Here is a 19,835-nt window from a genome sequence, read left to right as displayed (position 1 = left end):
TATCTAATCATTAACGGCGCACTTTATTTGAAATAAAGCGTGCCGTTTTTATCAATCATAAATAAATTTTAAATGAAAGAATTCATGAAATAATGCTCTTAATAGTTTAATCACATCGTTTTTTCATTAGCCATCTTTCTTATGGCGCTTCATAAAAAACAGGGCTATCGCTAAAAATGCTATAGAAATAAGACCGCCATATAAAAAATCCTTTCCTGCAAAATGGCTGCCGGTGTAGCCTGCTATAGGGTACGCAATAGCCCACCACAAATGGGAAAACGCAAAATGTGAACCGTAAACTTTACCCTGCTCATTTTCTGCGGTATTTTCACCGATCAGTGTTTCTGATGGCATTTCCGCCAAACTTTGCCCCAAACCTGCAAAGACCCATAAAACCATCATGATAGGAAAGCTAACGAAATTCGTAATGGAGATCGTTATCGCTAAGATTAAGGCCCCTAAGATCAGGGATATGCGCCTTGTCTTTGTTTTGTCCAGGCTTCCTGCTACAAATGCCGCGATGCTGGCACCAATGCCAAATGCGGCCATTACCCAACCGTAATGCTTATCATCTAAATGCAAGCCGCTTTTGATGTGACCGACCGAGTTAACCAGTATTTGAGCACCGGCAAGTGCAGAAACAAACTCAATGATCAGCGCAAAGCGTATAATAGGATTGCCGAATAGCAGTTTTATCCCTTTAATTACATCCTGCCAGGCAGTAAACGTCTTCTGGGTGTTATCTACTTTCTTTTGCAGCTTACCTGCAGGCAGCATCAGGATCAATACGCCAGCTATAATAAATGAACCCGCATCGATAAAAAAAATCTCCCTTGCGCCGAACCAAATTGCCAGGATGCCCGCTAGGCCGGGCCCTAATACACCTAATATTTGGAAAGTTGCCGTAGATAAACCTACAGCCTGCCGATAATGTTCCTTGTCTACCACCTGCGGAATCACCGCGCGGTAAGTTGGTGTAAAGAAGGCATTGAACACGTTTAACGCAAATACTAAGGTATAGATCTGCCATTCGGCTTGTACGAATGGCAGGCTGGCTACGATACCCATACGAATAAAGTGGGTCGTGACCAATATAGTCTTTCGGCTTACCCGATCAGCCAGAACACCGACGAACGGAGAGAAAATAATAAATGCGGTTACCCGCAATGTCAAAGCGCTGGCCAAAATGATCGCCGATTTTTCTTTTCCAAACTGGTAAGACAACAACGCTAATCCTACCCAGGTCACCGCATCACCCAATAAACTGACCGACTGGGCGAAGTACAAGCCTGCGAATACTTTATTCTTTAGTGCCACGAAAGTGTCGGCAAAAGCCGAGAGCCAGTTACGGCTTTTGCTGTTATTCATCTTCCCCGGTATTCTTCATTTTCATTAATAAACTGTAAGCTCCTTTGATTACAAAGGTCTGGTTGCGCAATTCTGAACTATTCGCCAGTAATTCTACATAGCCATCTTTAGCTATCCCCGGTTTTATTTCTACGATCTCATAAGCGTTCTTTCCCTTTACCTTAAAAGCGTAACTTTTGTTTTCATAGTTTACAATGGCATCTTCCGGTAGGGTCAACGGACGATTGGCATTAATTTCAATTTCGGCATTCATGAACGTGCCCGGCAAGAGGTCTTTATCATATTGCTTAAAATGGCAATGCACCACCGTTTTACGCTGATCGGTCAAGTCTTTGCCAATCAGTACAATTTTACAGCGGTATTTTTTTTCCGGGTTGCTGTTGGTATAAGCCATCACGGTTTGCCCCTGGTGCAATAAGGTTACATCTTTTTCAAACACATCCAAAGCTAAATGGATGTCCCTTGGGTCAACGATCTCGAACAAAACATCGCTCGGATTAACATATTTACCAATGTTAACGTTCACTTTGCTCACAAAGCCATCAATAGGTGAATGGATAGCTGCGCTTCTCGTAATAGTGCCATCTGTTACTTTAGCCGGGTTCATACCGATTAAACGCAGCTTCTCCGCCAACGAACTGACCATGATCTTCTGGCTTTCATAATCCGCCTGTGCCTGCTGAAAGATCTTATCGCTATTGGCTTTGCTGACGTTCAGATCACGCTGGCGCTCAAAGTCCTTTTGCGCAAAATTCAGTTTGGCTTTGGCGGTTAAAAAATCCTGCTGTAGTTGGATAAATTGCTGGTCTTCCATCATTGCAATAGTTTCGCCACGGCTTACGTGCATACCCGGCAACAGCTTACTTGATTTTAAGTAGCCACCCATTGGGAAACTGATACTTACCATATTTTGTGGTGGCACATCAATGGCACCGGTAACTTTTAATGAGGTCGCTACCGGGCGATTACCTGCGTGGCCGGTATCTATGCCGGCGGTTTTGATCTGCGCGTCGGTGAGCGTAACAGTGGTCATGTTTTCGGTCTTTGGCTTCTCCATGGTTTTGGTTGCCGTTTTGTCGACCGTTTTGCCACCGCAGGAAAACAGCGCTAATGCTGCTATGAGCGCCGTAGTCTTATAAAGGTATGTTTTAGTTGCTGGTTTCATTGGTTCTGTTTTGAAGAGCGTTAATTTGAATAATGGCCTGGTTAAGATTATTGACCGCATCAGTGTATTCACTGCGTAATGCTGTTGCCTGGTTAATGAGCAAGGTATATTCAAGATAATTGACCTGCCCGGCCGTAAATTGCAGGTTGGCCGTTTTTAAGATCAGGGTGGCATTGGGCAAACCTGTCTTTTCATAATAAGCGGTCAACTTTTGGTATTTGACGACTTCCGCCGCCGCCTGTTTATAGCGGTTTTGCAAAGCCTGTAATCCCGAAAGGTAATCTATCTGTGCCTGTTGTTCTTTAATACGGGACGCACTGATTTTATTCTTTTGCGCACCGAAGAACAAAGGCACCGAAACACCTAACTGAACGGATGAAAAGCGATTGCTACCATCATAAGTCCGGTTTATCCCGTTTACGGTTTGTATACCGTTAAAGCTTTGGTTATAGTAACCCATGTTTAGATCCGGCAAGAGTTTTGAACGCTCTAAAGCAGTTTGTGCCTTGCTGACCTGTTGCTGCTGGCCTAACAACAATACCTGCGGATGGTTGCTAAATGCTGTATCTGTTGCCAAAGGTAAGGGCAGTTTCAGTTCCCTGGCTTCCGGCTGGTAATCCGAGGCTGTATTGAGCAGTACACGGAAACGGTCATCAGCAATTAGCAAATCGGCGTTTACCATTTCTGTTTGGCGGGCGATCTGTCCCCGTTGCGTTTCAGCCGTTGTTTTCTCCAGGATATTACTTTCCCCTTTATCAAAGCGTAGGTTGGCGTTTTTAACAAATAGCGCATAGGTACTGTCTGCACTTAATAACAAACTCAATTTCTGTTTCAGGTAGAGAATGTTATAAAAGCTTTCGGTAACTTGCCGTTCCAGTTCTTTTTTTCTGACATTTACATTCAGTTCCCCGGCCTGGTATTCCGCATGGAGCAAAGCTTTTTGCCGGGTGTAAACCGTAGGGAAATTAACAGACTGCACTACCGATAGGCGGTTGTCATTATAAGCGCTATTAATCTGGCCGTATTCGCCAGTAATATTGGTTTTGGGAATCGTAACGCCCGTACCGGTAATTCTTTTCAAATAATCAGCATTCAGCCGTTCGCTTTTCAGGTTCAGGTTATTTTTAAAGGCGGTATCTATCGCCGCCTTCAGGCTGATCGGTGTTTGTGCTTTCGTGCTTCCGGCGAACAACCCTAAAGAAGTGAGTAAGACGATCACCGCAGATTTAACAGGTATTTTCATGGATTTTCCTTTTTCAAACAGGATATACAAAATAGGCAGCACGAATAAGGTCAGGAACGTCGCGGTTATTAAACCGCCGATCACTACCGTAGCTAAAGGACGTTGTACTTCGGCACCTGCGCCATTACTTAATGCCATTGGAAGAAAACCTAAAGAGGCCACCGCGGCGGTCATCAAAACCGGCCTTAAGCGTAATTTTGTACCTTCAAATACAATGTTTCGTAAATTATCCCAGCCATCTTTTCTAAGCCGGTTAAATTCAGATATCAGCACCAATCCGTTTAATACAGCTACGCCAAAAAGGGCAATAAAACCCACGCCGGCACTGATACTGAACGGCATTCCTCTTATTACCAATGCGATCACCCCGCCAATTGCCGATAAAGGCACGGCGGAGAAGATGAGCAGCCCTTGTCTCATCGAACCGAACGCGAAATATAGCATCAGGAAAATGAGCAATAAGGACACCGGTACGGCGATCATCAAACGCTGTTTGGCTGCGTTCAGGTTCTCGAAAGCACCGCCATAGGTGGTATAATAGCCCGGCGGCAGCTTGATCTGGTTGTTTACCTTCTGTTGCAATTCTTCCACAATACTTTGCACATCCCGTCCCAAAACATTAAAGCCGACAATTATCCGCCGTTGCGCGTCTTCGCGCTGAATTTGGTTCGGGCCTTCTTCGATCTTTACATCGGCGACCTGTTGTAAAGGCACCTGGCTGCCTGTGGGTGTAGGGATCAGCATATCCTGCACATCGCTTAACTGCTTACGTTGTTCACCCGCCAGCCTTACGACCAGGTCGAATCGTTTTTCGCCTTCGTAAACGGTGCCGCTGCTTTGTCCTGCAAATGCGGTATTAACCACCCTGTTAATGTCTTCTACATTCAGCCCGTATTCGGCAATAGCGGCACGTTTGTAACGGATAACGATCTGGGGCATACCGGTAACCGCTTCCACATAAATATCCCGTGCGCCTTTAATACCCCCGGCTATAGTGCCCAACTTCTTAGCAAAGATGGCCAGTGTATCGAGGTTCTCACCAAAGATCTTACAGACCACATCCTGGCGAGCACCGGTCATCAATTCATTGAAACGCATTTGTACCGGGTATTGGAAACCAAAAGTAACACCAGGTACTGCTTCCAGTTCCTTCGACATTTTTTCGGTGAGTTCATCAAAACTTTTGGCATTTGTCCATTTGCTCTTATCCTTCAGGATCACCATCATATCGCTGGCTTCAATGGGCATCGGGTCAGTTGGTATCTCCGAACTGCCCGTTTTACCGACCACCTGTTCCACTTCGGGGAATTTGGATAGCAGTATTTTAGAACCTTGTTTAATTGCCTGCACCGAAGTTTGTAGTCCGCTGCCGGTCAATACCCTGGTTTCTACCGCAAAATCTCCTTCTTCAAGTTTAGGTATAAATTCACCGCCTAATCGGGTCAGTACAAATACTGATACGATGAAGGCAATAGCGGCAATGCCAATGGTCATTTTAGGGTGTTTGACAACCCTTACTAACGCGTAATGATAATGCCGCTGGAAAAAATTCATCATCTGATCTGACCAGTTCATCGTATTCTTTTGCTTACGGCTTAAAGATAAACTGCTTATTACTGGTACATAGGTCAGGGAAAGGATAAAGGCCCCGATTAAAGCAAAAGCAACTGTCTGTGCCATCGGCTTGAACATCTTGCCTTCAATACCCTGCAAGGTGAAAATTGGTATATAAACGATCAGGATAATAAGTTCTCCAAATATGGCCGCGTTGCGCATCCTTGCCGAAACGCTGATCACGTCGTTATCCATTTCTTCATGACTGACCGCGGCCCGCTTTTTCAGGTGAATTTCGTGCATGATGGCTTCCACGATAATGACCGTACCATCGACGATCAGGCCAAAATCAAGTGCGCCCAAACTCATCAGGTTACCCGATACGCCAAAGAGGTTCATCAAAATAACCGCGATTAGCATGGCCAGCGGGATAACTGAGGCTACGATAAGAGCCGCCCTGAAATTGCCCAGAAAGATGATCAGTACGATTAGTACAATGGCAATACCCTCTAACAAATTATGTTCTACCGTACCAATGGCATTATCTACCATCTTCGTACGGTCAAGAAAAGCGTCGATCACGACACCCTGCGGTAAAGTCTTTTGGATCTGCACTACCTTATCCTTAATGTTTTTGATCACTTCGTTGCTATTCGCACCTTTCAGCATCATAACGACGGCACCGGACACTTCCTGCTGGCCGTTCCAGGTCATTGCACCATAACGTGTCGCATGATCTAAACCTACTTCACCAATATCACGGATTAACAGCGGTGTGCCGTTGGGCAGGTTTTTCACCACAATGTTCCCTATATCTTCCAATGAACTGACTAAACCCTCACTACGGATAAATAGCACTGTAGGTCCGCGTTCAATATAAGCACCACCCGTATTGTTGTTGTTCTTTTGCAGAGCCGTGAACACTTCGCCGATGGAAATATTATTTGCTTTCAGGCGTGCCGGATCAACTGAGATCTGATATTGTTTAAGGTAGCCGCCAAAACTGCTCACATCAGCAACGCCGGGTAGGCCCAACAACTGTTTACGGACGATCCAGTCCTGAATAGTGCGCAAGGCCATCGCATCATATTTCTTTTCGTATCCGGCTTTGGCGCGGACGGAGTATTGGTAAATCTCACCCAAACCAGTGGTTACGGGTGCCATTTCCGGTTTGCCATATGCTGTTGGGATTTGGCTGGCAATATCGTTAAGCCGCTCGGAGACTTGCTGCCTTGCCCAATAGATCTCCGCTTTTTCATCAAACACAATGGTCACCACCGAAAGGCCGAAGCGGGAAAAGCTGCGGATTTTTTTTACATCAGGAATATTACGGCAGGATTGTTCAATCGGAAAGGAGATGAAGCGTTCCACATCAGGTGCGCCCAATGCGGGGGCACGGGTGATGATCTGTACCTGGTTATCGGTAATGTCAGGTACGGCATCTATCGGCAAGCGTTTCACTTCGTAGATACCAAAACATATCAGGCCGAATATAAAAAGGCCAACGATGAGTTTATTCCGTACGGAAAACTCAATAATTTTATTTAACATTTAGAAAAAGATTACTGTTAATGGTCGGAAAAAAATACAAGGCATAGCCTTTCGCTGTAAAAACAGCGTATGTTAACAGTCTGCAGGAGGGCCGCGAAGTATAGTTTCGTTAGTCACCCAACCCGGAGGGTAAGGCTCATCGGGGCTGACAACCGGCTGGATATACAGGGTCAGCGGAAATCCTCCAAAAACCAAATCCGGCTTAAAGATCAATACCGGCACGAGGGCTTGTAGACCGTCTAAATGATAAGTTTGGGAAGAAAATATATGGTCTACTTTCGCATGTTCAAGGACATCGTTATCATGATGTTCGATGTGATCATGATGATCCTCGTTATGATGATGTGCACAAATATTATGATACAGCAGCAGGACAAGTCCTGTCATTAAGAAAAATCTGCTGATCCAAAGCCTCATACCACAAATATAGTATATATCGCACCGTTTGGCTAAAGGCGGCAAAATATGGTTCGTTGCGTAAAAGAAATATTTGTTCATAACACAGGCTATTTAAGGACTTTGGCGTAATCGATCAATTTGCCGCCGGAATTTTTGATTAGCTGTACAGCCCAGCTGGTAATAACGATAGCGCCGATCAATCCGCTTGCCGCGTCAAGCCAATATAAATTGTAATACCAGCCAAACCCCAAAGTCACAATAGCCGTTAGGCTGGTTAATCCGTCCGCCAGTACATGAATATAGGCGGCCCTGATATTATCGTCATGATGCCCGTTTCCCTGATGCAACATTCTAGCGCTAATTGCATTTACGATCAAACCGATCACGGCGACAATGATAGCTTCACTGAATTTTACCGGCACCGGGTGTATCAACCTGTCAATTGATTCGATAGCCATAATAATGGCGATGATCTGTAAAACGATGGCGCTTGTGAACCCTGAAAGTGACAGCACCTTGTCTTGCTGGAAACTATGCCTTCCCGACTGCCCGTACCTGCGGCTAAAAAGGTATGCGAGCCAGGTAAGCCCAATGGCGAATACGTGGGTAGACATGTGCCAGCCTTCGGCTGTCAGTGCCATAGAATTGGCATAGTATCCGACTCCGATCTCCAGTAACATGGTAGCTACCGTTAAGTAAACAACCCATCGGCTGGTATTTTCATAGTCTATGGTATGCTCATGTACATCCATTGTTTCTTTGACTGATTTTGTATGGGCCACTGTTTCGTTCCTTGCCAGCAATTCCTGCAAATCGTCCCGGTTATCACTAATCCATTCGGTACTAACCTCCAAAGGATTTCTTTTCGATACTCCAGTTATGGTTTTAGCAGGATATCCGATATAAAAAAAACCAAGCAATTTATCTTTGCGTTGTAAGTCAAAGTACGGTTTGGCTTCTTCGAAATAAGTGATACCTGCACTTGTCCAATACGAACCTAAACCATAGGCGGTCACAGAAAGGAACATGTTTTGCACAGCGCAAGCAACGGCTTCTATTTCTTCATTCTCGGGAAGTTTTCCGGTATCGTCCCGTCGCATACCGATGGATATCACATGAGAAGACATCAAAGGATATTCCCGCATTTTACGATGCCTGTCCTCGTTGAAAGATTCTCCGGCAAACTGATTATAAAGGCTGGCCTGCAGATCGCCGAAATATTTCAAACCCTCACCTGAAAACACTTTAAAGCGCCAGGGTTCGGTCTGTTTATGGTTAGGCGCGCGAATAGCATTCTCTAATATCTGCCTGACGATCTCTTCGGGCACCTGTTTGCCTTTAATGTACTGATAAGGATAAATACTTCTCCTGTGCTTAATGATCTCATTAAGCTGTCTTGTATCGTAAGGTGTTTGTATTGATTCTTCCATGTAATTTACAGGTACAAAATTATCTTTAAGACAAATGCCTACATAGGTAAAAAACCGGCTTTTTTCGGTACTTTTGTTGATGCCACTATTTCAGGATATAGAAATAATATCAAAAGAGATACATTCATCAGTCTCTCCGATACATCGTCACCACTACTTTGAGTTATTGTATATCATGGAGGGTAACGGGGTGCATACCATCAATGATAATCATTATCAATACCAGAAAGGAAACCTGTATCTGCTAACGCCGGAGGATACGCATACCTTCAAAATAGAGACAAGGACATACTGTTGTATCATAGACTTCACCAAAGAACTGTTTTCCAAAAGAAAGCGCAAGGAGATGGATCGGGCGGAAATTGGTGAGTTCTTTATCAATATGGAATATGTTTTTCATAATCACCAGAACACGAAAGGCCATATCGAAATGGCGAGCGAGGAAGCGGAGCTAACCGAAAAATTGGTATTCCAGCTTACTGCTGAAAAAGAACACGACCGAATTTATAGTGGCATCATTATTCAGAATATCGTTTTTCTACTACTTAACCTGATCGCAAGGCGGATACAGGAAAATATTGCGGGCGAACTAAAAAACAGAGGTTTAAAGAATGTTGTTCATGAGGTTACAACGTATGTTCAGCAACATATTTATGATAAGGATCGGCTTAAAATAGAAATGCTGGCCAAAGCATTTCATAAAACACCTGATCATTTGAACCGCAATTTTAAACAGCAAACCGGATACACATTAAAAGCTTACATCAATCAATACAGATTAAATCTTATAGAATCGCGTCTGCGTTACAGCAGTTTAACGGTTTCTGAAATTGCTGACGAAATGGGCTTTACAGATGAGAGCCATTTGAATAAGATGTTTAGGAATAACCATGGTCAAACCGCCTCTGCTTACCGAAAAGCCCATTTAAGCTAAACAGAATTTCAGCTTCGGTCGTCAAATAAACAGTTCATTTTAACATTTGATAATACAAGCGGAGACACATGAAATTGCGGAAGCTGCAACGCTATTATGCGGAAATTCAGGTGCTTTGTCCATATCACATTTAGTTTCGTTCCCGGGAGTTTGCTAAATGGAATGAAATTTCTTAATTTCTAACAACAGGGCATAGCTTTTAAAAACGAAAAGTGCGACGAATCAAATTCTGAATTTGTTTTTTTATACCTTTAGCCTGGAAGTACTTCATGAGAAAGATCTGTGCTTTAATAATGACATCATTTTACCTGTTGCTTTCAACAGGCGCTTATGCATGTCTGCTCCATTGCGCGACGGATTATTTTTATGTTCAATTAGCAAAGAATGGTGAAGCGTTTGTTTCGGGCAACGATCATACTCATGATGAAAAGGAAAGTGATGAGGACTGCAAAAAGGGCGATTGTAATTGCTGCTATCACCATGGCACCTATGTAGTCAAAGAAAATGCAAAAGCCCATGCTCATTTTACCTTTCGACCTGCAGATGTGGCCACTGCAATTCTGCAAGCTGATACCGCTCTGTATATCCCATTACATATTACGAGTAGGATCAGCTGGCCAAGGCCCACAGGGCCGCCTTTTCTGCACAGCCAACCGATCTATATTTCCAACAAAGCTCTTTTGATCTGATCCAAGCTAATGCCGGGCTCCCGGCCAGGATACCTATTATCTCATTTTTTAGCTTGAATTATTATCATGACCTTACATTTAATTTTAATTGCGGCTCATTTCCGGTTGGAAAATTGGCCCTATATACCTGCGTTTTTAAAACAAGTTGGGAAAAATATAACTGATGCAACTGTATATTATCCTCGTTTATATTCTTTAATTAACGGCAGTAGCCCATGGTCGAACCTTAACTACTGCCTGGGAGTATGAATCAGCACATTGTTTATAAAATTCAAAAGAAATCAGGCGGGCTTGCCGCGATCAAAATTGTACCCGTAACCATACCCGGTTTCAATAACCGGACCAGTATCACCGGCGTTTTTCAATTGTTTTACTTCCTTTCCAATGGCAACCCAAGAACGGCAGAATTAGATATGGATACTTACATGGGTTTTGCAGGCGCTATTACCTTCTTTAACGAAAACTTTTTCGAGTGGCGGTACGATGGACAAATCCTTGAGGAATTGGAAGTTGCGCAATTGGTAAAGATCATTCAGGATCATGTGGAAGAGTGGTTCGACCAAGCAGATAACCAACCGGTTTTAAAGGAAGAAGATCTGCATGACCCGGAAAGTGCCTTTTACATGAGCGATGCGCAGCTTGCTGCGATCATGGAACATCCCTTATATGATATCTCGCCTTACTTCCTGTTCGGCCCTGATGATAACGTGATCGGGATCGTACAGAATGGGCCAGGATTTGACATTCATATCAACGGAGCCATCGTTGCTCACTTGGAAGTTTTCGAGGAAGATGATTATAAGATTGTAAACGGGGAGATCATCCAGGATGGTCTAACTGGAGAGATCGTTAGAAGAATAAAAGCGGTAAGGGATCTATAGAAAAGCTTTACTTTGCCAAAAACACTGCGATCTATTAAACTTTGCTAATTTAGGGTATCCGTAAAAGCGGATGCCCTAAATTTTATCGATACTCTTGAGTGAACATTCACAATCTGTTATTACCGAATATATGAACGATCAGAAGTAGGTTTATAACACATGGTTCAATGGTGCTTACTTGTTGAACAGAAAAGCGATATTCAAAAATGGAAATGATGTGTAAAATAAAGAGGTGAGATTACCTAAAAAGTGTATTAATTGGCTTTACGTAATCTGTCAGCCAGATCATCTGCTAATGGACTACCTTCAATGGCCTTTACCGCTTTTTCTATGTTATAGCAGAATCGGACAAATTCTACCTGGATGTCATTTTCAAGAGTCAGCAACACATAACAGCCGCGGGGATCTCCATCTTTAGGTTTGCCAACAGACCCAATATTAATCACATGCTTTTCACCAATGATGCGGTGGTAGGGCTTGTGGGAATGGCCGACACATAAAATGTCAGCTTTGGCTTCGATCATCATATCCAGCACATAGGCTTCGTCTGTATCCTCCAGGACATATTCATTGATACTGCGGGTGCTGCCGTGCGCCAGTACAATATTCAATTGGTCATTGTTGAGCTGATATTCCAGTTTGATATGCGACGGTAAAGTATTAAGATATTGCCGATTATTTGCCGATACCAGTTCATAAGCATAGCCTTTACTTTTTTGGTCATGGTTACCCGCCAATGTAGCGATACCGCGCCTACGTATTTCGGCGATGATTTCATTAGGCCAGATGTTATAGCCGATCATATCGCCTAAACAATAAACCGCATCTACTTTTCGGCTGTCCAGATCAGCCAGAAATGTTTCAAACGCCGGTAAGTTGGCGTGTATATCAGAAAAAAGTGCGATCCTCATCTTAGCCGTTCCTTAACATATCTGCATACTCATTGGGTAGCGGGCTATCTTCAACCGCTTTGGCGGCTTTTTCAATATCATAGTCAAAGCGCATAAATTCCACCTGTATGCTATCCTTATCCATTTTTGAGCTACTTTCATTGATGTTTAATAATACATAACCGCCGCGCGGGTCTTTATCTTTCGGTTTGCCTACCGAACCGATATTAATGGCCTGATAATACTGGTCGTTCGCCTCCAGTATCCGATGGTAAGGTTGGTGTGTATGGCCAAAACACACGACATCCGCATCGGCCTGCTCCATAATGCGTAGCATACTTTTTTCATCCCTGTCCTCAAACAGGTATTCATTCACTTTGCGGGGGCTGCCATGCACAAAAAGCACATTCAATTTATCATTGTTCAACTGGAACTCTAAACGGATATGGGCTGGCAGTGTGCGCAAATAAGCCCGCTGCTCATCTTTCACCACCTCGTTGGTATAAGCGATAGATATTTTGCCTAAAGCTTTTTCCTCGTCTGTTTTATAAGCACAGCCGCAATCATCGCTGTGTCGTCCGATACCGAAGTCATAATTGCCGGTGATGCAGGGTATATTGCGTTTACGGATCTCATCAATAACCTCATTCGGCCAGATGTTATAGCCTACCAGGTCACCGAGGCAATAAATGGCATCAGGCTTTTGTAATTCAACATCAGCAAAAAAAGCTTCCAGCGCCGGTAAATTGGCATGTATATCTGAAAAAAGGGCGATCTTCATTATTGAACAGGCGTTAAAGTTTTAGCGGTATAATATTTCTTTCGGAAGTAAAAAGCGAGGTTTACCAAAGCGATCAGGGCAGGTACTTCCACCAAAGGGCCGATCACACCGGCAAAGGCTTCGCCGGAATTGATGCCGAACACCCCAATGGCAACAGCAATGGCCAGTTCAAAGTTGTTACCCGTAGCTGTAAAAGCTATCGATGTTGAACGGGAATAGTCTGCACCAAACGACTTGCCGATAAAAAAGCTCAGCACGAACATGATGGTAAAGTAGATCACCAATGGTATTGCGATACGGAGTACATCAAACGGTATCTGAACGATCAGGTTGCCTTTCAGGCTGAACATCACCACGATAGTAAACAATAAAGCGATGAGTGTTATCGGTGAGATAAAAGGCACATATTTCGTTTGGAACCATTCTTCGCCTTTTAGTTTGATTAAAGAGTAACGGCTGATCACACCGGCGGCAAAAGGGATACCCAAATAAATACCGACACTTTTAGCGATCTCACCAATGGTGATGTTCACCGCTAAACCCTTCAGTCCGAACAGTGGCGGCAACACAGTTATAAATACATAGGCATAAACACTATATAGTAATACCTGAAAGATGCTGTTCAATGCGATCAGTCCTGCGGCATATTCCCGGTTGCCCTCAGCCAATTCATTCCATACCACGACCATGGCGATACATCGGGCAAGGCCAATTAAGATCAATCCAACCATATAAGCCGGATGGTCGCGTAATAAAGTGATTGCCAAAATAAACATCAGTATTGGCCCGATGATCCAGTTAAGGATGAGCGAGGCGCTCAATACTTTGGTATCCCTGAATACCTCGCCCATGTTTTCGTATTTTACTTTTGCCAATGGCGGGTACATCATCAGGATCAAACCAATCGCCAAAGGGATATTGGTCGTTCCGCTGGAAAACGAGTTGATAAAGCCAGATGATGAGGGAATAAAGTAACCTACGCCAACACCAATGGCCATAGCCAGGAATATCCAAAGCGTTAAATAACGGTCAAGGAAACTGAGTTTTTTGCGTTCGGCAACCGGGGTACAGTTGTTTGCTGACATAATTTATTGCGTATATCGTGTTTTAATATGAATAGAGTGTAAACTACTTCCAGTTTTCTTTGAATTTAGAAGCGGCAAAAAGCATTTCCGCTGTGATCAGTTTGGCCTGTACCTCGTACTGCTCATCGGTCGCACCTGCTGAAATGGGCGAATATTTCAATTTAACGGCGAACTTATCAGGGCTGGCCAGCAGCGATGCCGCGCTTTCCTGTGCCAGTATATGAATTGCCTGCGGATTTGAGGGCGAACTTTCTAAGGTAACCGAACCACCCTGGTCGTTATACTTGGCTTCATCGCCGCTTACTTTAAAGCCGAGTTTTGCGAGTGTCGGTGCAACTTTAGGAGACGCGGCTGCGCCAACAACAAAGATTTTCACATCATTTATACCGTAAGAAGCCAGCGCAGCTTTTAGCACGGCCTTGGCAATAGGTGCGCTAAAGCCATCATTGCCCACAAACTCGACGATCACCGGCAATTTTTTGCCTTTGGTAACAATACCCAATTGCTGGATGCCACCGAGTTCATCCTGACGGTCATTTGTAATAGGGGTATTTTTTTTGAGCAATTTGAAAGTCTGTGCCAGCTCAGCATAAATAGGGTCACCGGCAGGTGCGAAAGCCGAACTTACAACCAGTAAGCCTGCTAAGAAAAATAGGGATAAGTTTTTCATGATTTTAAGTTTTATGGTTTAATTGGTTTATTGCTATTTAACGATATATAAGAGTAAAAAAGGGTTAGTTAACGTGTTCGGCTACAAAGTTGGCTGCGTAAATTTTAATCATATCTCTAACCCGGCGAAACTCGGCCATTACTTCTTCGGGTGTGCCGGTAGCTTTGGCCGGGTCGGGAAAGTTCTCGTGAAAGCGTTCGACCTTACCGGGAAAGAACGGGCAGGCTTCATTCGCGTTATCACAAACGGTGATCACCTGGTCAAATGGGATGGCGATATACTCATCCACATAATTAGAAGTGTGCTTCGAGATATCAATATGATCTTCGGCCATCACCTGAATCGCCTTTGGATTGACACCGTGGGTTTCAATACCCGCGCTGTAAACATTGGCCTTGTCACCTGCAAAATAATGTAGGTAACCCTCGGCTAACTGGCTGCGACAGCTATTGCCGGTGCAGAGTACTAATATATTTTTCTTACTCATAATTCTTTTTTCATAACAATGGCCGATACCGGGCAAACATGGCTGAACTCGGATGATTGCTGAACCTCGACTGGTACTTCTTCGCGCGTTATTTTGCTATACTTCTTTCGCTCGAAGTAAGCTGGTGCGGTTTCTGTGAGCAGATATAAAGCTGTAAGGCTATTCTTTTTACTTATGCTGTTCAGCCGTGCTAATAGTTTACCTGCTATCCCGGCACCTCTGTGTTCAGGATGCACAGCTAAAGACCTCAGTAATCCGTTATTTCCATAAACTTCTACACCGGCTACACCAACCACTATACCGTCCTGGATGGCAACAATAAAGTTATCCAGCTTTTCGGGTAGGTCGGCTACCGGCAGCTTTTCAGCCGCCAGCAATTCGATCATTTTTTCTTTATAGGGTTGGGCCTTGTCGATGATCATTTTATAATATTTAGCAGCCGCCCCCTCCCGGTGTGCAGCAAGCTTCCGCTGGTGCAGCAAGGTTGACTAATTGTACTTTAGGTTTTTCCACTACCGCAGGTGTGCAGCACTCTTCACCTTTTTCAGTCGTACCGCAACTACCGCCACGACCGATAGCTTTACATTGTACCGCATCAGGGCGCAGGTCAACAGTCAACGCGTTGCCGTCGATTATCATTTCATTTGGGAACATCTGGCGGGTATCAAACGCTGAATTACCAAACTCGATCTTTACCGTGCCGTTAGGATTAAGCGGCAACATTTTTTCTACGATATCAACAATAGACAAAGCCTTACCTACTTTCATGGAGCGTTCCTGTTGTTCAGCATTCTCTGGTACCCATAACTGCACAATGATCTCCGTCCAAGCGTTCATCACACCACCACAATCTACTGAAGTGATCGGCGCTTGTTTGATCTCGGTAATATGATAGGCTGCATCTACCAGTTTGCCCTCTGCATATTGGAATTGCAGGTCAAGGTCGGGATGCTGTGATAAGGTGTCTTTGAAGGTTTTCCAGCTGATCGCTTCTACTTTATTCATGGCTTTATGGTTATTATATTATTGCAATATTGCGATGGATTTAATCAAATTTTTTTAACAGCAGGTCGCTTTCAGATCATAAGCCGCAAAGAAACCACTCATCTGTTCACGCAGTTCATTCCAAACCGGCGGGTTGATGCAGTAGCATACGCTAACGCCTTCAATCGTTCCCTGTATCAGTCCGGCATTTTTCAGTTCTTTTAAATGCTGCGAAATGGTTGGCTGCGCCAAGCCCAGCTCATCTACCAGGTCGCCGCAAATACAGGTATTAGATTTAATGATCTCCTGTAAGATAGCGATACGGGCAGGATGCGCGATAGCTTTAAGCATCACTGCTAACCTGTTCTGTTTTTCGGTGAATATTTCTGTTTTAGTTAAGCCCATACTTTATATTGCAATATTACGATTAATAATTCAATTATCAAATTAATTTTTACTTCAGTTTCATAAATCCGTAAGTAATTTATTAAATAATTTATATATGCTTTGAGTGGCGAAAAAGCTTCATTCAAAGGAAAAGCAGTAAGTGAGGCGCGATAGTATCCAAATAACGTTTGGTATAAATTTAAAATCTTAAATATCTTGCAACGTTCACCCGGAATTCAAAACGAAACTCATCAAAATTTCGCTGGCCCGGACTAATTATTTGTGAAGAACCGTTTAAAAAGTGTTTGGCGTATTCGACATGGAAGTTTACCAATTTATGTGTAAAAGGCAAGTTATAATTGAATCCTAACCTGATTGCCTGTTCTGTAGCGGTCTGGACCCTATTTGACAAATTAACAAGGTCATACATGGCAAAGGGAACCAGATCGCCTGTACTTTCTTTATCAAAGAGCTGAAATTGCAGCATCGCATAGCCGCCTGCAAGATTTAAACCCTGATCTGAATAACGGGAATAAATCGTTTCATATTCAAACGTATATAAATGCTCGCCAAGGCTATTGGTATAATCCAAATTGTTTTCAAAACTGAATTTATTCCCGGTAGCGGGTGTGCTCCCAAGCGAAACCTGGTTTATTGCGGACGCAAAAACAAAACTTCTGTTGGTAATATCAGCTGTCCGGTCAATGGCAATACCCACGTTTAATCTTTCGGGGCATTTACCCGTTGGGGTGATTAAGGTTTTTGTTACCTTAACGGCTATATCTTTCCAAAACTGGTACCGTGGCGTATCCGTGTTCATTGAACCCCGGTTATCCTGCATGGCAAATTGCAGAAGCATAGTAGGATTAATTTGCTTTTGTATTTGCAAGCCCCACTGCACGCCGAAATTATTTACGGAGCCATGTTCTTCTAAGATCAGACTTCTATTAATGGTGGGAAGATTGCCTGACGAGAGGTTATCTTCACGAGAAAGGATGTGCGTGTTTTCACCAAAAAGTATTCTGAATTTATTGGGGTCGTCCGCATTTTGAAAAGAAATAAATAAATTTTCCCAATCCTTAAAACGTTTGGTCGCCTGGAAGAACTTATTGTCGGTAAAGTCCACCTCATAAAATAATACCGTTCTATACTTCTCGCCATTGATCCGAAAGTTATAAGCCGGAAGTTTAAACTCCATACCCTGTCTTACCCGCCTGAATGCGGGATAATCACCAGGTGAAAACAAACTTTCAGCATAAGCCCAGGTTGTTAAAGTAAAATCCCCCTGTTTATACTGCAAACCGGAATCCTTATCGTATTGAAAAGGATGTGGCCGGGTTGCGCTATCAGTAAAAGTAACTTTTTTAGTAGTATCTGCCGTTTGCGCATGAAGCAGCAGACTAAAAAATAGCAAGGGGACCGAAAGCACAACTGCTATCCAATATTTGAACCTTCCCATTATTTTAGGTTGTCATAATCAATCCTGATCTTTGCAGACAGTGGAAAGGCCTGGCAAGTCAAAATTTGATCGTTTTTAATATCTGTATCGCTTAGAGATGTGTGCTTTTTCATCATAACCATCCCTTCAACGAGCTTTGCCTTACAGCTTGAACAAATACCCTCTCTACAGGAATATGGCGCGTTGATCCCGTTCGCTAATAATACATCTAATAGGATTTGATCTTTTTTACAACTGGTTTTATGGTTGCTTCCATCTAACTGCGCGTTTAAACTGGCTCCGACGGTATCAATATCTTCTAAGCCGGTACCTGCCTTTAACAGATCTTCGGCATTACTGATGGATATGAATTTTTCCAAATGAATTTTAGAGGGCTGTATTTTATGGTAAGCTAATTCCTGTTCAACTAATTCCATAAATGGCGAAGGCCCGCACACATAATAGACGGTATTCGCAACCGGCATGATTTTCCATTTATGCATAAATTGAACTATTTTATCCTGGTCAAGCCTACCCGTTAGTGCACTCCATCCCACAGAGGCGGCACTTAAAACATGGGTGATAGTCAATCTTTCCTGATAAGACGCTTCTAACAGTTCAAGTTCTCTTTGGAATATAATAGAATCTAAATCCCGGTTTGCATAAATCAGGGATATGTGGGAATCGGGCTGTTGATGTAACAGAGATTTGATAATGCTGTATATGGGCGTAATACCGCTTCCGCCAGCAAAAAATACAAAATGGGTTGGGGCGATTAAAGAATATTCTTTAAAAAAATTACCTGATGGCGGAAGCACAAGAAGTTCATCGCCAGGCGTAATAGTATCGTTTAAAAAATTAGAAACGATGCCATCTTTAACCCGTTTGATCGTAAAGTAAAGGCCGTCATCGGTGAAAGGAGAACTTGAAAGCGAATAAGCTCTTTTATACTCGTCACCGTTCACTGTTAATTCTAACTGTATAAATTGACCTGGGATATAGTTGAATACATTTTTTAGGTTCTCAGGTATCTCCAAAACAAATGTTTTTGCATCGGTTGTTTCGCTAATTACTTTTGAAATGCGCAGCTTATAAAATTTTGATGTTTGTCTTTTTTTGATCACGTAACGAACCCTGAAATAGACTGCCGCCAATAAAATTAAAAAGCAGGCCTCACTGGCCAATTTTTCCGCATCCAAATAATCAACCGGCCTATTCTTTAATTCCGGGTCCATCACGATACCGTGTATAATAAAAAGCAACCCGGTTGCATAAGATATTAAATGGATGTTTTTCCAGGCGCGAAAACCAAGCCGGTTTTTGATAGCTTTTTGCGTAGTCAAAATAACCAGAACAATAGCAAACATGGAGATAGTGCCTAACGCCACATATAACCTTTGTGTTGGCGCATGAATAGGAAAAACAATATTAACAAACGAAAATTTTGTTGCCGGGTCAAAGAGCAATAAAACCGGGTGCAGTAATACAATGGATAATGCGATGTAGGCTGTCCAATTATGCCAGTTATAAATACTGATGCTTTTTAAGGCCTTTGGTAGTTTTTGATAAAGAGTTGCCCGTTGATAAGAAGTACTGATCAATATACCGAACAGGTAATTGACGGTAAATATGATTGTAGCTGCAATACCCGCGTCAGCAGATAATTGCAGAAATATTGAATCTGACATAGAGGATGATTTTAAGATTTCCAGAAGATACCTGCCGTATGAACGGCAAGCGCATATTATAGCAGGAAATCAAAAATCAGATACGGAAAACGGAGTATTGCAGAAACAACCTTTCGGGTGGTAGAAACCGGGAAAGATTAAAGATTTTTTTAGGATTAGTTTCTGTGCAGTAGTGTAATGAAATGATGCTAAATGCAAATAACAAAGGTAG

General features: G+C 43.1%; 18 protein-coding genes. 3 read left to right on the top strand and 15 right to left on the bottom strand.

Translation table 11 applies throughout. From position 1 onward, the window contains the following. Nucleotides 1-126: 126 nt before the first annotated feature. From DEO27_RS27690 to DEO27_RS27670, 5 genes are all read right to left on the bottom strand, one after another. The gene (locus DEO27_RS27690; RefSeq protein ID WP_112571247.1) at nt 127-1,368 is read right to left on the bottom strand and encodes an MFS transporter; all 1,242 of its coding nucleotides are present in this window, start codon (nt 1,366-1,368) and stop codon (nt 127-129) included. After that, nucleotides 1,361-2,533, bottom strand: coding sequence for an efflux RND transporter periplasmic adaptor subunit (locus DEO27_RS27685; protein ID WP_112571249.1), 1,173 nt, complete (start codon nt 2,531-2,533; stop codon nt 1,361-1,363). The genes DEO27_RS27690 and DEO27_RS27685 overlap by 8 nt, the downstream gene beginning before the upstream one ends. After that, a complete protein-coding gene (locus DEO27_RS27680) occupies nt 2,517-6,881 on the bottom strand; it encodes a CusA/CzcA family heavy metal efflux RND transporter (protein ID WP_112571251.1) in 4,365 nt (1,454 codons plus the stop codon). Before DEO27_RS27680 ends, DEO27_RS27685 begins: the two co-directional genes overlap by 17 nt. A 72-nt stretch (nt 6,882-6,953) precedes the next feature. After that, nucleotides 6,954-7,379, bottom strand: a complete 426-nt coding sequence (locus DEO27_RS27675) for a hypothetical protein (protein WP_146750034.1) — start codon at nt 7,377-7,379, stop codon at nt 6,954-6,956. Between the two features lie 8 nt (nt 7,380-7,387). Next, nucleotides 7,388-8,710, bottom strand: a complete 1,323-nt coding sequence (locus tag DEO27_RS27670) for a cation diffusion facilitator family transporter (RefSeq protein WP_146749898.1) — start codon at nt 8,708-8,710, stop codon at nt 7,388-7,390. A 79-nt stretch (nt 8,711-8,789) separates the two neighbouring features. On the opposite strand from DEO27_RS27670, the gene DEO27_RS27665 reads away from it, so the two are divergent. The 3 genes from DEO27_RS27665 to DEO27_RS27655 all read left to right on the top strand — a co-directional run bounded on the left by DEO27_RS27665 (nt 8,790) and on the right by DEO27_RS27655 (nt 11,214). Beyond that, entirely contained in the window at nt 8,790-9,644 is an 855-nt protein-coding gene (locus tag DEO27_RS27665; protein WP_112571255.1) for an AraC family transcriptional regulator, read from the top strand. A 269-nt stretch (nt 9,645-9,913) separates the two neighbouring features. After that, on the top strand, nt 9,914-10,333 hold the full coding sequence (locus DEO27_RS27660; RefSeq protein WP_223818073.1) for a hypothetical protein: 420 nt from the start codon (nt 9,914-9,916) through the stop codon (nt 10,331-10,333). Nucleotides 10,334-10,578: 245 nt separating this feature from the next. Continuing rightward, entirely contained in the window at nt 10,579-11,214 is a 636-nt protein-coding gene (locus tag DEO27_RS27655; RefSeq protein WP_112571259.1) for a hypothetical protein, read from the top strand. Between the two features lie 254 nt (nt 11,215-11,468). On the opposite strand, the gene DEO27_RS27650 is transcribed toward DEO27_RS27655, so the two are convergent. From DEO27_RS27650 to DEO27_RS27605, 10 genes are all read right to left on the bottom strand, one after another. Continuing rightward, nucleotides 11,469-12,125, bottom strand: a complete 657-nt coding sequence (locus DEO27_RS27650) for a metallophosphoesterase family protein (protein ID WP_112571261.1) — start codon at nt 12,123-12,125, stop codon at nt 11,469-11,471. A gap of 1 nt (nt 12,126) precedes the next feature. Further along, nucleotides 12,127-12,885, bottom strand: a complete 759-nt coding sequence (locus tag DEO27_RS27645; RefSeq protein WP_112571263.1) for a metallophosphoesterase family protein — start codon at nt 12,883-12,885, stop codon at nt 12,127-12,129. Then, a complete protein-coding gene (gene arsB, locus DEO27_RS27640) occupies nt 12,885-13,970 on the bottom strand; it encodes an ACR3 family arsenite efflux transporter (RefSeq protein ID WP_112571265.1) in 1,086 nt (361 codons plus the stop codon). Before arsB ends, DEO27_RS27645 begins: the two co-directional genes overlap by 1 nt. A gap of 43 nt (nt 13,971-14,013) precedes the next feature. Further along, nucleotides 14,014-14,640, bottom strand: a complete 627-nt coding sequence (locus DEO27_RS27635) for a hypothetical protein (protein ID WP_112571267.1) — start codon at nt 14,638-14,640, stop codon at nt 14,014-14,016. Between the two features lie 64 nt (nt 14,641-14,704). Continuing rightward, nucleotides 14,705-15,127 carry an arsenate reductase ArsC gene (locus DEO27_RS27630; protein ID WP_112571269.1) on the bottom strand — a complete coding sequence of 141 codons (423 nt, stop codon included), beginning with the start codon at nt 15,125-15,127 and terminating at the stop codon, nt 14,705-14,707. Continuing rightward, nucleotides 15,124-15,549, bottom strand: coding sequence for an arsenic resistance N-acetyltransferase ArsN2 (arsN2, locus tag DEO27_RS27625; protein WP_112571271.1), 426 nt, complete (start codon nt 15,547-15,549; stop codon nt 15,124-15,126). The genes DEO27_RS27630 and arsN2 overlap by 4 nt, the downstream gene beginning before the upstream one ends. 10 nt (nt 15,550-15,559) lie before the next feature. Next, nucleotides 15,560-16,132, bottom strand: coding sequence for a DUF6428 family protein (locus tag DEO27_RS27620; protein WP_112571273.1), 573 nt, complete (start codon nt 16,130-16,132; stop codon nt 15,560-15,562). Nucleotides 16,133-16,186: 54 nt separating this feature from the next. Next, the gene (locus DEO27_RS27615; RefSeq protein ID WP_112571275.1) at nt 16,187-16,516 is read right to left on the bottom strand and encodes an ArsR/SmtB family transcription factor; all 330 of its coding nucleotides are present in this window, start codon (nt 16,514-16,516) and stop codon (nt 16,187-16,189) included. Between the two features lie 181 nt (nt 16,517-16,697). Next, on the bottom strand, nt 16,698-17,957 hold the full coding sequence (locus DEO27_RS27610; protein WP_112571277.1) for a hypothetical protein: 1,260 nt from the start codon (nt 17,955-17,957) through the stop codon (nt 16,698-16,700). Further along, nucleotides 17,957-19,537, bottom strand: a complete 1,581-nt coding sequence (locus DEO27_RS27605) for a 2Fe-2S iron-sulfur cluster-binding protein (RefSeq protein ID WP_262714152.1) — start codon at nt 19,535-19,537, stop codon at nt 17,957-17,959. Before DEO27_RS27605 ends, DEO27_RS27610 begins: the two co-directional genes overlap by 1 nt. Nucleotides 19,538-19,835: the final 298 nt, after the last annotated feature.

It is taken from the genome of Mucilaginibacter rubeus (genome assembly GCF_003286415.2).
GTDB classification, from domain to species: Bacteria; Bacteroidota; Bacteroidia; order Sphingobacteriales; family Sphingobacteriaceae; genus Mucilaginibacter; species Mucilaginibacter rubeus_A.
Note: the sequence above shows the minus strand (reverse complement) of the source record. Positions and strands in the feature narration are given on the sequence as shown.

What these genes read in the sequence shown, in the direction of transcription:
- DEO27_RS27630 (WP_112571269.1), bottom strand. Translation starts at nt 15,127, where the DNA reads ATGAGTAAGAAAAATATATTAGTACTCTGCACCGGCAATAGCTGTCGC.
- DEO27_RS27685 (WP_112571249.1), bottom strand. Translation starts at nt 2,533, where the DNA reads ATGAAACCAGCAACTAAAACATACCTTTATAAGACTACGGCGCTCATA.
- DEO27_RS27645 (WP_112571263.1), bottom strand. Translation starts at nt 12,885, where the DNA reads ATGAAGATCGCCCTTTTTTCAGATATACATGCCAATTTACCGGCGCTG.
- DEO27_RS27660 (WP_223818073.1), top strand. Translation starts at nt 9,914, where the DNA reads ATGAGAAAGATCTGTGCTTTAATAATGACATCATTTTACCTGTTGCTT.
- DEO27_RS27690 (WP_112571247.1), bottom strand. Translation starts at nt 1,368, where the DNA reads ATGAATAACAGCAAAAGCCGTAACTGGCTCTCGGCTTTTGCCGACACT.
- DEO27_RS27670 (WP_146749898.1), bottom strand. Translation starts at nt 8,710, where the DNA reads ATGGAAGAATCAATACAAACACCTTACGATACAAGACAGCTTAATGAG.
- arsB (WP_112571265.1), bottom strand. Translation starts at nt 13,970, where the DNA reads ATGTCAGCAAACAACTGTACCCCGGTTGCCGAACGCAAAAAACTCAGT.
- DEO27_RS27675 (WP_146750034.1), bottom strand. Translation starts at nt 7,379, where the DNA reads ATGAACAAATATTTCTTTTACGCAACGAACCATATTTTGCCGCCTTTA.
- DEO27_RS27615 (WP_112571275.1), bottom strand. Translation starts at nt 16,516, where the DNA reads ATGGGCTTAACTAAAACAGAAATATTCACCGAAAAACAGAACAGGTTA.
- arsN2 (WP_112571271.1), bottom strand. Translation starts at nt 15,549, where the DNA reads ATGATCATCGACAAGGCCCAACCCTATAAAGAAAAAATGATCGAATTG.
- DEO27_RS27680 (WP_112571251.1), bottom strand. Translation starts at nt 6,881, where the DNA reads ATGTTAAATAAAATTATTGAGTTTTCCGTACGGAATAAACTCATCGTT.
- DEO27_RS27620 (WP_112571273.1), bottom strand. Translation starts at nt 16,132, where the DNA reads ATGAATAAAGTAGAAGCGATCAGCTGGAAAACCTTCAAAGACACCTTA.
- DEO27_RS27610 (WP_112571277.1), bottom strand. Translation starts at nt 17,957, where the DNA reads ATGGGAAGGTTCAAATATTGGATAGCAGTTGTGCTTTCGGTCCCCTTG.
- DEO27_RS27665 (WP_112571255.1), top strand. Translation starts at nt 8,790, where the DNA reads ATGCCACTATTTCAGGATATAGAAATAATATCAAAAGAGATACATTCA.
- DEO27_RS27655 (WP_112571259.1), top strand. Translation starts at nt 10,579, where the DNA reads ATGAATCAGCACATTGTTTATAAAATTCAAAAGAAATCAGGCGGGCTT.
- DEO27_RS27650 (WP_112571261.1), bottom strand. Translation starts at nt 12,125, where the DNA reads ATGAGGATCGCACTTTTTTCTGATATACACGCCAACTTACCGGCGTTT.
- DEO27_RS27635 (WP_112571267.1), bottom strand. Translation starts at nt 14,640, where the DNA reads ATGAAAAACTTATCCCTATTTTTCTTAGCAGGCTTACTGGTTGTAAGT.